Source organism: Photorhabdus australis DSM 17609 (assembly GCF_000711895.1).
In the GTDB taxonomy this organism is placed as follows: Bacteria; Pseudomonadota; Gammaproteobacteria; order Enterobacterales; family Enterobacteriaceae; genus Photorhabdus; species Photorhabdus australis.
Genome location: NZ_JONO01000030.1, coordinates 1 through 13,625, shown reverse-complemented (window position 1 = coordinate 13,625; position 13,625 = coordinate 1). Strand labels below are relative to the sequence as shown.

Here is a 13,625-nt window from a genome sequence, read left to right as displayed (position 1 = left end):
ATTTCCGAATTTATCGGCTAATATTCAATAAGTAAACTGTGATAAATATATAAATCGAAATAAGAGAAAATATTAATAATATTAACTTCCCACGCCATTTATTATTGGGTCGCTTATTTCCCATAATATTATCACACGTGTTCATTATCTTGTAATTTTCTGTGGCAATATAACGACGCAAAGTATCAGGAAAATTATCTAATTCCTGTTGGATAATATTGTGTAATTCCAAATTATCACGTCTGCCATAACGTCCATAAAATCCAGAAAGCAGGCAAAAAACATAAACCAATCGCACTTGATAATTATCCGTAGCTAATGCTGCCAGACGATCAAAGAAGGTATTTCCGCCAAGTTCAGCATTATAAAGCTGTGCCTGCAATGATGACTGTCGCCAAACATTCAATTCTTTCTGACCAGCGCACAAAATAGCTTCATCGGCCCAAACCACCACCGCGAAATTCGCTTCTTCAATATCTTGCGATCCATAACCATACCGCTGCGCTTCATTTTGCGCCTGCGTCAACGCAGCTAACACTGTCTGCCGCAGTTCTTCAGCTTGATTCACCTGTTGCTGGATCATACGCAACACGCAGGTAAATACCGGAATGTAACAATCCAATAAGCGCATCACGACACTCTCACTATAACGATTTCTATCTGTAAATCGTCCGGTGCATCAGCCCAGTGCACCGCTACGCGTTCGCTATCTTCTACCTGCCGCCACAGCGCACCCCGATTTTCTACCCGGAAATAATGAGTATTCATTCGGTTAGGTAAACCATGGGGTGCAATCTCCTGGTAATACAAACGCACTCCAGGCAAAGCACGATTAATAATGCCGTCAATCTGTTCCGCTGCCGCCAGCTTAATTAAACGATCATCAGGAATTTCACGTTCGTTATGAGTTAAGTTGTCAGAACGCAGCACTAAATAGATCCGTTGCTGCTCACTTGTACCTGTGACGTTAAACGCTGCATGATAATAACCGCTTGATTCCTGTTGCAGCGGGATCATCGTGTTCGGTTCCAATACCAGTGCATTAAGCAGGTCAATGATTGTTCGTTCACAACTATTGAGCGTCAAAGCCAGATCCTGATGTTGATATTTCTCTAACGTCTCCTCTCGTCCGTTCCATTCCCCTAAAAAAGAGCAGCGGTCGGTAAAACAGGAAAGCTCACTGATCAGTTGACGCAATAGTCCAAAAATCTGCAAAGGATGGACATCACGCGTCTCCTGACAGTGATGCAACTGCACGACATAACGCACTAAAGTACGTAATGCCAGCAATAATGTGCTTTTCTCCTGAGTATAAACTTCCGCCTCCAATGTTTGCGGGCGCTTTAGCTCTTCCAGTTGATGGACTCGTCCTGTCAATTCCTGACAAAGTTGCTCAATACGCTGTCCCAGTTGTGGCACGGCGTATAACGTCAAACATGGCGGCAAGTAGCGGTGATCCAGCTCAATACCATCACCAGTACAATGCAATTGACCCACAGGTAGCAGCGTATAGCCCGTTGCTTGTGCAATCTCATCATGGAGAAAAAAACGTAAGTTATAGGTAAGTTGTTGTACTTCTGCTTCGGGTCCTTCACCGAATGCATCCCGCATCCGTTGCTCTTGTGGCCATGTTACCCAACGACTAGTGATATTACCGACACTGCCAGCGTCCGCGACACCGGTGACGTTACTCTGGTTATGGTTAAACGTCCGCAAGCCAACATAAATGCGCTGTGGTTTTTCACGTTCCGGCCAGCAGTCTCGCAGTGAACGGGCACTGAGCACACCATTTACATCACAATCAACATAACAACCATCTGGAAAAACGAATGCGGCTTTATGAACACTGAGTACTTCATCACTCAGCGCGGCTAGATTAAGCACCAGCTTCACAACACCAAAAGCATAAGGCTGAGTCAATAACTGATAACGTCCTCGCCAATATTCATGTTGCAATTCATGAACCTGAAAATGTTGAGGTTGTAAATACAATCCTGAATACCAATACATCGGTTTATGTTCAAACATGGCGTTTACTTCCTTAACAGATTCCTATTATCAGATTCGGCTGCCTGTTCAGGGAAAATCACCTCATCTCCCGCATTGCCCGCAGATACATGACTCCGGGTAATGGCATAGCGCCCCAGCATTAAATCAATATTCATAGGAACAAACTCAGCACGCCAGGATTTATTCCACCAGCCACTTTGCTCAAGACGCAACGGTAGCGATAATACCCGCACATGTGCACTGCCTGGGGCCGGATAATAACCAGCAATCAGCACGATATAGCGCGCCTGTTCCGCTCGATCAATATGTAAAGATACAGATTGCCCTGGCATCATCACATAATTATCCAACTGTAATATATTTTCCGTTGCACCTGTTCCAGCAAATAAATTCCGTAATAGCGTGGGATTAGCCAATAATTTATCCAATTGTTCACGTTTCTCTGCCTGAGCAATTAATATCGTACAACTATTGGGCATATTATTAAAAACATTCAGCTGCGGATCAGCCGTCATTTTTAAACGAATAGCATTACTGGCATAAATAGGTCTGGCTTGTTCGATTGCCTGTAGTCGTTTTTCATTATTAGAAATTGAATCACTGCAACCACTGATTAAAAAAATTATTAGTAATACCGAGAAACTACGTTTAATAATATTATAAAAATTCATCTTATTCTTCATTTTGCTCTCTATTTTTGTCTGGTCCTTTTATCACGCGCATAATTTCCTGTAGCGCTGAGGTATTATCTTCCATCATTTCCTCCAGCCATTCAGCCATTCCCATATTTGCCCAGCGCGCGGCCCGTTCCATTAAATAGGGTACTGGGCTGGTGGGTTCATTTTTACGAAAATAATTGGCGATATTGATCATCTGCCCAATAGCAATAGCGCGTATTTCATGATGTGACCGATCTTCTGCTAACGTCGTATTAATACCGTTTGACGCTCTTCCTCCCGATGACTTTTCCTCACCGTGGTATTGTTGCGCAGCTCCCGGTGCAACAATCTCATGAAAACGAGTGATTAACGCCATCATCTCCTTTAATCGCTGGGCGCTGGCGTTCATACTGTTGCCAGTATCTGGTACCAGACCCGCCATAATTTGGTGCAGTTTTTCCAATGCCTGCTTGACTTGTTCAGCCTGAGCCAATAACTGATTAAATTGTTCAGCAGGCGTAGCGCGAATACTGTCATCACATTCAGCAATACCGAAATAGCCATCACTGATCAGGGGAGCACGTAATTCACTATTAGCCGCGACACGTTGTTCAAAATACTGCACCCGCTGCCAAACGCTCAGACTCAATTTACCATCACTCGTCAGTGTCAGGTTATCCAACTGTTTTACCAGTTGTTTATCCAGCCAACTCAACCGACCAAGACGAGCATCAGCACAATTCCCCTCTTCATCATCCAACGGTGGATACAGTACTGACCAAAAGGTTTCCAGCAGGCTGGCAATTAATGTCATGCCGCCGGCAATGCCTGCCAAACCATACAGTTTCCCCTGTGCCTGAGTTAACCAACAAGCTATCTGTAAGTCTTTACTGTGCTTTTCCAGGACTTCCTGACACAACACTGAAACCTGAGGCCAATCAGCCTGGCGTGTTTCATATCCCCACTCATCATCCTGTGGGAGATCCTCATCAACTTCACGCGCAGCGCTTATCTGTTCAAAAAGAGGTTCATATTCGATATCACATCCCGCGGGAGCATCCGCAGAGATAGGATGTAAAAAACGTGCGATGTCTGTCTGTGCTAAATTCACGCTTGCTTCCCTTTCAGGCAATAATCACCAACGGATAGCCTGTCGTGATCGTGCCGCCATGGGCGCACAAGTCGCCCAGTCTGGCCGCAGGCCGTCCGCCAATTAACACCGTTGGACTTCCCATCACCACCGTATCCGGCGGTCCCACACACACCAACAACGACCCCATCGTCGCAGCGGGCAAACCACCAATTAGAACAGTTGGTACGCCTGGTGGCATAATAGGCCCGCCCACATGTGGCACCGGAGGTACCGCAGGCGATACCATTGGACAAATATGCATATCACCTACCCGAGCAGCTGGCATTGGCATCATTTTTCTCCCGATAACTTAACTTCATGGTACAGGTAGTTTTTACGGCCCTGATCCTGTGACGGCAGCAATTGTCTCAATTGCCCATGCGCCAGTTGAAAAAACTGTTCGACATATAACATTTGTTGTTCCGGCTGTTCACCATAAGAATGCAGGATCAGGCACAGCGTATCTGCCAATGCCGCCAGTGACTGCCACGGCTGCGGATAAACATCTTCCAGCTCCGGAGATGTCATACTGCCCTCGCTCCAGAAAACTGATAGCGCCAGACACGAGATAGGGTTATCAAACCCAATAGTCTGTGCCTGATCGAACAGTTCATAACGTAACAGGTTTCCCCCATTCGCGCGCCAGTGCCGCACTTGCTGCAACAACAACCGCTGCTCCTGCCTCAGATCCCGTTCGTAAACACGAGAGATAAATGTCAGTGCCAATTCCAAAGCCTGAGTGTAAGGCAACATGAAAATGGTGTAGAACACAGCATCCTGCCACAACATTTCCTGACTAAGTGCCGATAGATTCTGCTCATGTGCTACGTGTTGCTGTAATACCAACTCCGCCTGTGACGAAAGCTGACAGTGTCGTAATTTAGCCATTGTTCCAAACTCTCATTATCCGTTGATTCCACTATTAACCAATTTTGGTCAAGATCCCTTTCACCATCGCAATACCGGTCGCATCCACCTGAACAATGCCGCCTTTTAACTGTGCCATTGCACTGCCCTGTACTTTGACGGTAGTTCCCGTTAATTCCGCCACACCGTTGCTTTTCAGTGCCAGTTTCCCTGATCCTTCCACCGTGACCGATGGCGCTTTGATGGTGATCCCCGCCGGGGTAATCGACAATTTACTGGCACCCACTTTTAGCTCAATTCCCTGATTGGCCGTAATCGTGCAGTGTTGTCCAGCATTAATTTTGGCGTTGCCTCTGGATACCTCTAGCGAATAATTGCCAGCACTGACCGTCGTGGTGAAATTGCCGTGATCCAGCGTTTGCTTCTTATCGCCTTTTTTCACCTCAGTAACAGCATTGCCTTCACTCAGAATTAACGTATCGTTGCCTTTTTTAATTTTTGTATCGCGTTTTTCTTCAATTTCCCACGAGGCATTACGGCCGATATTCGCCGAAAAATCATTTTTCACTTTCAGACGCAGATCTTTTTGTGAATGAAGCAAAATAAATTCTTCACCTTTCTTATCTTCGAAACAAAATTGGTGCCCTTGCTCCACCGTACCTTTTGCACTGCTGCGGGTAGCAATGCCACTTTGCGTTTTTTGTCCCGGCAACGCAAACGGTGGCATTTTCACTCCGTTATAAACTGTTCCGGTCACTAGTGGGCTATCGGGATCGCCGTCGACAAAACTCACCAGCACTTCACTCCCCACACGTGGCACAAATTGAGCACCGAATTTTGCCCCATTCCAAAACTGGCTCACACGTACCCAACAAGAGCTATCATCATTTTTTTTGTGCTCTTTATCCCAGTGAAATTGAATTTTGATACGCCCATGAGCATCGGTATGGATCTCCTCCGATGCAGCGCCTACAACCAACGCAGACAACACACCAGCAATATAGGGCCGCGTAACTGAAGGACGTGGGCGGAACGTTTTATTCGCCGGAAACAGCGTCACCTGCGACGAAAACAACAACCCTCCTTCCTCCAAATTACTTTCCGCTTTTAACTGCTGACTGCCCACCGCATAACGCCCATCAGCGCTGACATGCCCTTTCAACGTAAATTGATGCCCAACTTGCAAACCGGGGTGACTATTAGCTGCATTTGCATAATGCGACTGTGATTCCCATTGCTCCATGCACAGCGCCGCCTGCGCCTCCAACTGATTACGTTCCTCCTGACGCCGATCGTCATAGATAGAAAGCTTCGGATTGATGGAATAACCACTATTCGCTTTAGCACTGGCGCTGACTGTCGAGGCATTTTTAACGTTATAGCCACTCATTTCTGCCATGCCGGGGATCATCGTGCGATGAATCTGCCAGGCACGCAGCCCATATCCTTGCTGACTACCGAGCTTCGACTGATACGGCAATACTGCCAGAGGGGCGTTAACAAACGTCGAAGGGTGATCAGCCAGTACCAACACATGACGCCCTTCTTCATGGCGGAAAAAGTAAAAAATACCCGCTTGTTCCAGTTGACGCGTCACAAAATCAAAATCTGATTCCTTGTATTGCATGCAATATTCAAGTTTCGGATAACGGCTTTTTAACGCCAATTCAACATCGTTAAACCCACGTTTACGGAAAATATCACACACCATATCCGGTACACTGATGCGTTGATAAACACGCAGGTTACTGGTTAACGTCAACATTTTCAGCCACGGTTCAACGCGTGCCTGATAACAAAACTGACCGTCGGTAAAACCTTGTTGCTGTAATTCCGTTAATATGCCATGCACAATCCGATGATTTGGCGCTTCACCAATACGAAATGCCAGTGGTTTACCAATATGCGATTCCAGCTTGTTCCAGTCTGAGTTGGAGTAAAGTTGGGCAGAAAAGGCGTAAGGACGAGACAAATGCTCTTCGCCGCTGATTTTATTCAGTGCCACAATGTCTGACAGACTGCCGATAACCTGTAAAAAACGATTCTTTTGCCCTAACAGCATATTTTTTCACCTAAATTTCTTGTTCAAACCGCATAAGGACCTACACATTCTCCCAGATACACATGCTGAATATGGGTATCGCCGGTATCCCCCAAACAACCATCCCATCCCAATTGACGACTGCCGTTTAATCTATTGCCCCGCCCATCGTGCTTTACCCACAATTCCAGCGAGAAAGAGAGCAACGGACCGGCAAATTGCCTCACCCACTGCGTCAATCTGCGGTATCGTTCATTTCCTGGCATAAAATCGGCGCGCTGCTGGGCTGAAAACGGCCCCAACTGAATATGAAATCCCGACTGAATATCCCAGTAAGCGCGACCCAACATCGGGTTATCACCCAGCAAACTGCGACCCAGACAGCAACAGTGCATTTGCTCTGCATACTGCCAGCGTCCCCGAAACGGCTGAATACTGACTGGCATGTTAAATTCCCGCTGTAACAGATGTTGCAAGTTCATCATTGAACGAACAGAGGTTGCCAACAGGCCAACACAGGCAGGACGAATATGTTGCGTTTCATTCGCCGTAAATTGCCCGGCAACTGCCGGAATGACCGCGGGTAACGCCTGACGGCCTTGCAATTCTGCATTAACAAATAACCGGTATTTCTGCCATGCCTGAAAACGCAGACTGAGCAGACGATGGGTAAAAATATCAATAAACGCTTGAGCTGATTCATCGCCATAGCGATAACGCCGATCAATCAGCCATTCGGTATAGCGCAACGGTAATGCACCAAACGTTCCCAGCAAACCAAAGTGATACACTGCCATACGATACTGCTCACCCTCTTGCTGCGGTGGTAACAAAGCATTCACTTCACTTTCCGGCGCATCCAGCGTAAGGACTGAGCTAAATTGCACCACATCATCAGGAGTCATTTCTGTCTCGCCACTCCGCCGATAGTGACAGCGTTTCAGCAGACGACGAACATTCTGATAAAAGCGGCCACCGGCCAGACGTATCCTATTTTCTAAAGCCATGTCAGCCTCCCGCTACGACGTGGCCAACGACGCATACTATTGTTGACCGATTCCAATTGAGTCACTGTCTGCGTGAAACTGTTAATTGGCGCATACATAGCAATAAAGCGTTCCAGTAGGCTGCAAAAAAGATAAAAATCGACAAACTCACCTGCTTGTGTCTGGAATGTCAACGTCACTTCCAAACCACGCGCCAGAGAATAAGGATCGGCAGGATTCAAACGTGCACTCACCGGGACAATGGCAACCTGTCGTAACTGGGCAATTAACCGCGATATAGCCGGATCACCCTGCAAGTTGTACAGTTCCAGCGTCTCTTTTAGGCACTGAACGCCTTGTGAGCCACTCAGTAACATTTGGTTCAGATTAAGTTGTGACACCAAACGCCAGTTCAATGCGCAATTCGGTTGTGGGCGCACCGGCAACCGGGGGCGGATCAGTCCCAGAATTTTTACGCCCGGTAAAGCAACTTCTGATTCAAAATCCCCATCAGGATGACCATTGCTCAACAGTCGTGGCATATCACGATTAGTACAAGTTAAACTCAGAACCACCACATCAGTTTCTGGCTTTAATTGTTCACCACTGCTATCGGCAAAACCGATAAACATATTCATTCCCGTTTCGTTGTGCCTGAGTGAAGGACGCGGTGACGCCTGCCAGAACAACTGAGGTTGTTCGCTATCTTGTGCATGTTCAAGGCCGAATAATGGCGGTATTGATCTAGAACTTAATTGCTCTTGCTGACGGCTGACAATCTCAACCCGATTGATGGTATACACTTCCATACTTTGTGGCCGACGCGCATCCGGTTGCACCAGATATTCGTGCTCGGTTTCTAATGGGATAATCGGCTCCGCTTGATGGGAAAATAGATTCACGACGGGTACACAATTTAGCCGAAAAGTTTCGTTATCAACTTTATCGCTCATACGCTCAATACGACGCAACGCAGCACAATCCTTAAGCCGGAAACGATAATGCAGTTCTCCCGCTAATTTGGTGATCAAACCTGCGTCAGGTAACGGAATATCCAGAAATAGGAACCGCTCAGGAAAACTAAAATAATCGCGGAACAGGTGATGAGTCGGATTTATCATCAGATCATCAGCGCACAGGTTATCTTGCGGATCGAAACCTACGACCTGAATATCTCGGCTATCCATGTTGAATACACGCTCACCCAACCGACATTCCAGTTGCTTAACCTGCGCCGATAACAGCTCATATAAGCCATGGGCTAGTATCGGCGCGCCATGTAGATACAACCGAATATGACGCGCCTGAAAGCTGGCCCCTGGCCACAGCGTAAAATTCAGCGTTAAGATAAAATCCCGATCATAAGGATCTGGCATCAATTCTGCGTGGGTTAAATCCAGTGGTAACATTTCCAGCGGATATACCGTGCGGAAACGGCAAGCTACATCACCGACTGTCTGAGAAATTAACGGCGTATGCCGTGCTACTGTCATCACACCAGTCACACCCGATGCCAACGGGTCTTGCTGAAACTGTACCAGAGATACTGACGGAATCTGACGTAAGAACTGCGGCGCAAGTACTTCCAGCATTGCATTGTTCAGCTCCGGCATATCTTCATCAATACGCTGGTGAATCTTGGCCGTCAGAAAAGCAAAAGATTCGACTAACCGTTCTACATGGGGATCTTCTGAAACGCCCTCCGCGAATCCAAGACGTTTGGCTATTTTGGGAAAACGTTGAGAAAACGCGGCGCCATATTGCCTTAAATAACTCAACTCCCGGTTATAATAAGTCAGTATTTTCTGTGGTAATAACATCATATTATGATCTGTCCCATGAAATTGAATAGGTATAAGCGGTACTGCTCCATGAGATAGAAAATACAATCTGTTCGTTGAAAAAAATTCCACTTACCCAAAAAGTAATATTCTCCGGTGTATTTTTTTGTAATGTAATAACGACATCTTTCAGGCGTGGTTCAAACCAGGAAATAGCCTGGTAAATATTATTATTCAGTGCATCAATACGCTCATCATCCGAAATATCAACGCTAATCACATCAGAAACACCATAATTTAAAACTGATTTCGGTAACTCACCAAATAAGGGGGAAACTACAGAAATCGGTCTTGATGAAAATAACATATTCAGATCGAACATGAGGCTTTGCACAACTCCCTGACGAGACCAAATGGGCATTACTCCACGTTCTTCATTTTGTGGATAATCATCTTTCAAGCGATGGAGAAATGAAGGCTGAATCATAAGTCATCTCTTTCTGGATAAAACCGCCGGCCAAAGGCCGGCAGTAAACAACAAAAACTACTGTTTCTTGTTTTCGATAAGATCCCAACCTTCTGGACCTGCTTTGCTGCCTTTGGTGCCGTCTGGGCTGAGTGGTGTGAATGTCCATTTAATTTTGGAATAGGTAATGGAAAATTGCTCTTGTGGGAATTCGCCGCCACGTGAACAAGTTTCATGGACATCAGAGATAATACATTCGTCCATTTCAACTTCCGCGTAAGGGTGCATTTCCCCTTTGAAAATCGTACAGATTTCCAACTTCACTTTCTTAATCGCAGTTCCTTGTGCCACTGCTGACAACAACTTAATAGAACTGATGTCCATCACCTTCACACAATCGATAGTGCGGAAATCCGCGGCACCAACGGTAATCTTACGTTTACCACTGTCTGCAATACGTGCGTGGTTGAACGCACCAAAATTCACATGCTCCAGCTCAATCCAATCTTTATGTTTGCTGTCAGTACTCTCGCCTTTAATACCATCAATTTGCAAAAAAATTGAAGAACTCATAATTAATTACTCCAGTTAGTTGTAATGAATAAGAAGAATATTAATAAATAGAAAAATCAAGCCGCTGAGGATGGTGGTAAATCAGCAACCAACCGCAAAGACATACTTAATCCCTCTAATTGGAAGTGCGGCCTTAAATAAGCCACTGCGCGATATGTTCCAGGTGAGCCAGGAACTTCAACAACATCAACTCTTGCCTCCCGCAACGGATGGCTGGCTTTAATTTCTGCGCCGACAGTATCAGAACCAACAATATATTGGTTGATCCAACTTTGTAGATAAGTTTGGCATTCTCCGCGGGACATAAAACTACCCACTTTGTCACGCACAATCATTTTCAAATAATGTGCGAAGCGAGAAGTCGTCATAATATATTGCAATTGTGTTGATAATTTTGCGTTGGCATTTGCCAGGTCAGAATTATATTTCCTGGGTTTATTTGGCGATTGCACCGAGAAAAATGCGGCGTAGTCAGTCCCTTTATAATAAACCAGAGGAATAAAACCTAATTCTGCCAATTCTTTCTCACGGCGATCTGAAATAGCCACTTCAGTCGGACATTGCAGCATTTTTTCGCCGGACACAGAGGAGTAATGATGAGTCGGCAATGCCTCTACCAATCCCCCACCTTCTACACCGCGAATCGCAGCACACCAGCCATATTGTTCAAATGCAGCCACCATACGGCCAGCCAATGCATAAGCGGCGTTAATCCACAAATAACTGCTGCTATCCCCTTCTCTCATTTGTTCTTCGAAACAGAACTGCTCAATCGGAATCGTTTTTGCTCCGTAAGGCAAACGACCAATTACTCTTGGTAAAGTCAGGCCAACATAGCGGGAGTCATCAGATTCCCGGAAGCGTTTCCAGCGCAAATAGTCGGATGTGTCAAACAGCTTGGACAAATCACGCGGACGCGGTAATTCACCAAAATCATTCAGCCCCAACATGCCTGCATTGGCTGAACTAATAAACGGTGCATGTGCCGCAGCCGCCACATGAGAAATCTGCTCCAGTAAATAAAGATCTTCTGGGCTGTTATCAAAGTCAAAATCACCAACAAATGCCGAGTAAGGTTCACCACCAAAGGTACCGTACTCATGTTCATAAATATTTTTAAACAGCATTGACTGATCGAAATCAGAAGCCGATTTAAAGTCCTTAATCAAATCGGTTTTTGTCGCGTTCAACATGCGAATCTGAGTATTGTCAGTTTCGCTCTGATCGAGCAACCCTTTAAGCCCCGTCCAGGAAGATTCCAGACTCTGGAATTCCGGATGATGCAATACCAAACTCAGTTGAGCGGACATCAGCGCATCAATCGCGGCGATACGCTCCTCAATACTATTTACCAAATCCCCAGAAACCACGAGCGAACCCGAAGTCACTTCTGACAAAAACTGGTCGAGTTGGCTTTTTACCCGATCACGATCCGTTTCCCGACGAATGGCCTGAGTGTTATCAATAATCTGATCAAGAAAATCACCGCTGGTTTCCGTTGCTTTCAATTCTTGCTGTTCAACAACGCTCTGTTCCATATTGTCCTCACTGTGCATTGTTATCTTCCGGAATATTGTTATTTTCCGGGGTGACGTCATCCGCCACAATTTCCGCTTCCTCATTTACCTGCGGTAATTTATCCGCATGTTCAGCAAGAATTTCCGCCAGACGGTCACGCAATTTTTCATTACTCAATGCACGACCTTTCAAATCACTCAGTTTGTTGCGAATTTCCAGTAAATTACGCAGTGGCTCAATTTGCTTCGCCAAATTCTCCGGGGAAAAATCAGCCATTGATTGAAATTGCAAATCGACATTAATAAATCCACTCTGACCCGGCAGAGCACTTTCAACCTGTAATTCCAACGAAGGTGATAAACCTTCCATCACAGCATTAAAATTATCTTTATCAACATGCATGAAACGACGTTCACGCATCGGAATTGATTGCTCAGCAAATTGCCCAATCACACCAATAACCAAAGGCAATTCTTTTTTCTCGACCGCACCACCTAATTCGACATCATAAGTAATCTGAACACGGGGCGGCCTGACTTTATCAAGCTTACGTTGAGTATTCATGGCACCTTTTTACCTTTATATATGACAGGAAGTGCAAACTTACTTACGTTAAACCGCACCAAACCTGATTAAATAACCGAACAAGATGAGATAGACGAAGATATCAATTAACATCTATTATTTATAACAACTTAATATGCTGTAGCACATTTAATGATATTTAAAACCCACCGTGTGTCGGCTGGTAAATAAATTCTCACGTATATTATCTTAATGCAAGCTTATCAGAGTAAAATATCATGCCATGAATTTAGTCATATTGTCTAATTAGTTGTATTTAATGAGAAAACCAAAATTAATATATTATAATTAAAATGAATTTTCGTACTTGTCTTATTTTTCACTTGATCATCATTAATAATAAAAATCTGACTTGTCAGAAAAATAAAAACATAGATGGAATTAGAATTTTATTTAAACCTGGCCTCGCATAATGTGGGAAACAGAATACCTGAGTAATATACAAGGTTTTTAATAAAGATAAATTGACCAACTACCTAAATATGATTAATTAAGATATCACGACCTGATGAATTTTTACTGGGAATTGTATCTGGATTAATAGATAAATACTTATACCCGTCATCTTTCAAGTTGCTTCTTTGTTGGCTGCACTCACTCACCCCGGTCACATAGTTCTCTATGCTCCCGGGGATTCGCTCCTTGGCCGTCGCGATGCATCTTGAAATCTATTGGGTATATACCCAAGAAACTTCAAGATGCAGTTTTTAGCACCTGAAAATGGTCATTAATTCTCGATGTCAGCGAGTCCGCTATATCAGGTAGCGTTGTAGTGAAAAATTTGAACACTTTGTCTCGAAATTCCTGTTTATTAGCGAAATAACGGTTATTTCGAACCTGTTCATTCATGACCTTCCATAATCGCTCTATCGGGTTTAAATTGGGACTGTAGGGAGGAAGGTAATGTAACTCAATATTGCTGATATAAGCCCAGTCCTTCACCAGATGCGCTTTGTTGTAACCCGCCCCATCCACAATAAGATGAATTTTTTGATGATAGTCAGGAT

14 protein-coding genes are annotated in these 13,625 nt (G+C 44.9%); all 14 read right to left on the bottom strand.

Annotation, left to right across the window (positions count from 1 at the left end; genetic code table 11):
- Window positions 1–10 precede the first annotated feature (10 nt).
- Window positions 11–631, bottom strand: a complete 621-nt coding sequence (locus BO26_RS10105; protein ID WP_036771155.1) for a DotU family type IV/VI secretion system protein — start codon at window positions 629–631, stop codon at window positions 11–13.
- Window positions 631–2,028: a type VI secretion system baseplate subunit TssK gene (tssK, locus tag BO26_RS10100; RefSeq protein WP_036771154.1), complete on the bottom strand. Its 1,398-nt coding sequence runs from the start codon at window positions 2,026–2,028 to the stop codon at window positions 631–633. Before tssK ends, BO26_RS10105 begins: the two co-directional genes overlap by 1 nt.
- Window positions 2,029–2,033: 5 nt before the next feature.
- Window positions 2,034–2,681, bottom strand: a complete 648-nt coding sequence (locus tag BO26_RS10095; protein ID WP_236637422.1) for a type VI secretion lipoprotein TssJ — start codon at window positions 2,679–2,681, stop codon at window positions 2,034–2,036.
- Window position 2,682: 1 nt separating this feature from the next.
- Window positions 2,683–3,780: a type VI secretion system protein TssA gene (gene tssA / locus BO26_RS10090; protein ID WP_236637421.1), complete on the bottom strand. Its 1,098-nt coding sequence runs from the start codon at window positions 3,778–3,780 to the stop codon at window positions 2,683–2,685.
- A gap of 13 nt (window positions 3,781–3,793) precedes the next feature.
- The gene (locus BO26_RS10085; protein WP_197535172.1) at window positions 3,794–4,093 is read right to left on the bottom strand and encodes a PAAR domain-containing protein; all 300 of its coding nucleotides are present in this window, start codon (window positions 4,091–4,093) and stop codon (window positions 3,794–3,796) included.
- Window positions 4,093–4,689: a DUF6931 family protein gene (locus tag BO26_RS10080; RefSeq protein WP_036771151.1), complete on the bottom strand. Its 597-nt coding sequence runs from the start codon at window positions 4,687–4,689 to the stop codon at window positions 4,093–4,095. The genes BO26_RS10085 and BO26_RS10080 overlap by 1 nt, the downstream gene beginning before the upstream one ends.
- A gap of 34 nt (window positions 4,690–4,723) precedes the next feature.
- Entirely contained in the window at window positions 4,724–6,730 is a 2,007-nt protein-coding gene (locus tag BO26_RS10075) for a type VI secretion system Vgr family protein (RefSeq protein ID WP_036771150.1), read from the bottom strand.
- Window positions 6,731–6,753: 23 nt separating this feature from the next.
- Entirely contained in the window at window positions 6,754–7,716 is a 963-nt protein-coding gene (gene tssG, locus BO26_RS10070) for a type VI secretion system baseplate subunit TssG (RefSeq protein WP_036771149.1), read from the bottom strand.
- Complete coding sequence (gene tssF, locus BO26_RS10065) at window positions 7,707–9,518, bottom strand: type VI secretion system baseplate subunit TssF (protein WP_036771148.1); 1,812 nt, start codon at window positions 9,516–9,518, stop codon at window positions 7,707–7,709. The genes tssG and tssF overlap by 10 nt, the downstream gene beginning before the upstream one ends.
- A gap of 1 nt (window position 9,519) precedes the next feature.
- Entirely contained in the window at window positions 9,520–9,963 is a 444-nt protein-coding gene (tssE, locus tag BO26_RS10060; protein WP_036771147.1) for a type VI secretion system baseplate subunit TssE, read from the bottom strand.
- A gap of 57 nt (window positions 9,964–10,020) precedes the next feature.
- Window positions 10,021–10,515, bottom strand: a complete 495-nt coding sequence (locus BO26_RS10055) for an Hcp family type VI secretion system effector (RefSeq protein ID WP_036771146.1) — start codon at window positions 10,513–10,515, stop codon at window positions 10,021–10,023.
- A gap of 56 nt (window positions 10,516–10,571) precedes the next feature.
- On the bottom strand, window positions 10,572–12,053 hold the full coding sequence (tssC, locus tag BO26_RS10050) for a type VI secretion system contractile sheath large subunit (protein WP_036771186.1): 1,482 nt from the start codon (window positions 12,051–12,053) through the stop codon (window positions 10,572–10,574).
- 7 nt (window positions 12,054–12,060) lie between these two features.
- Window positions 12,061–12,597: a type VI secretion system contractile sheath small subunit gene (tssB, locus tag BO26_RS10045; protein WP_036771145.1), complete on the bottom strand. Its 537-nt coding sequence runs from the start codon at window positions 12,595–12,597 to the stop codon at window positions 12,061–12,063.
- 714 nt (window positions 12,598–13,311) lie between these two features.
- Window positions 13,312–13,625: IS630 family transposase (locus tag BO26_RS10040; protein WP_036771144.1), on the bottom strand; the 314-nt coding region annotated here is incomplete at its 5' end.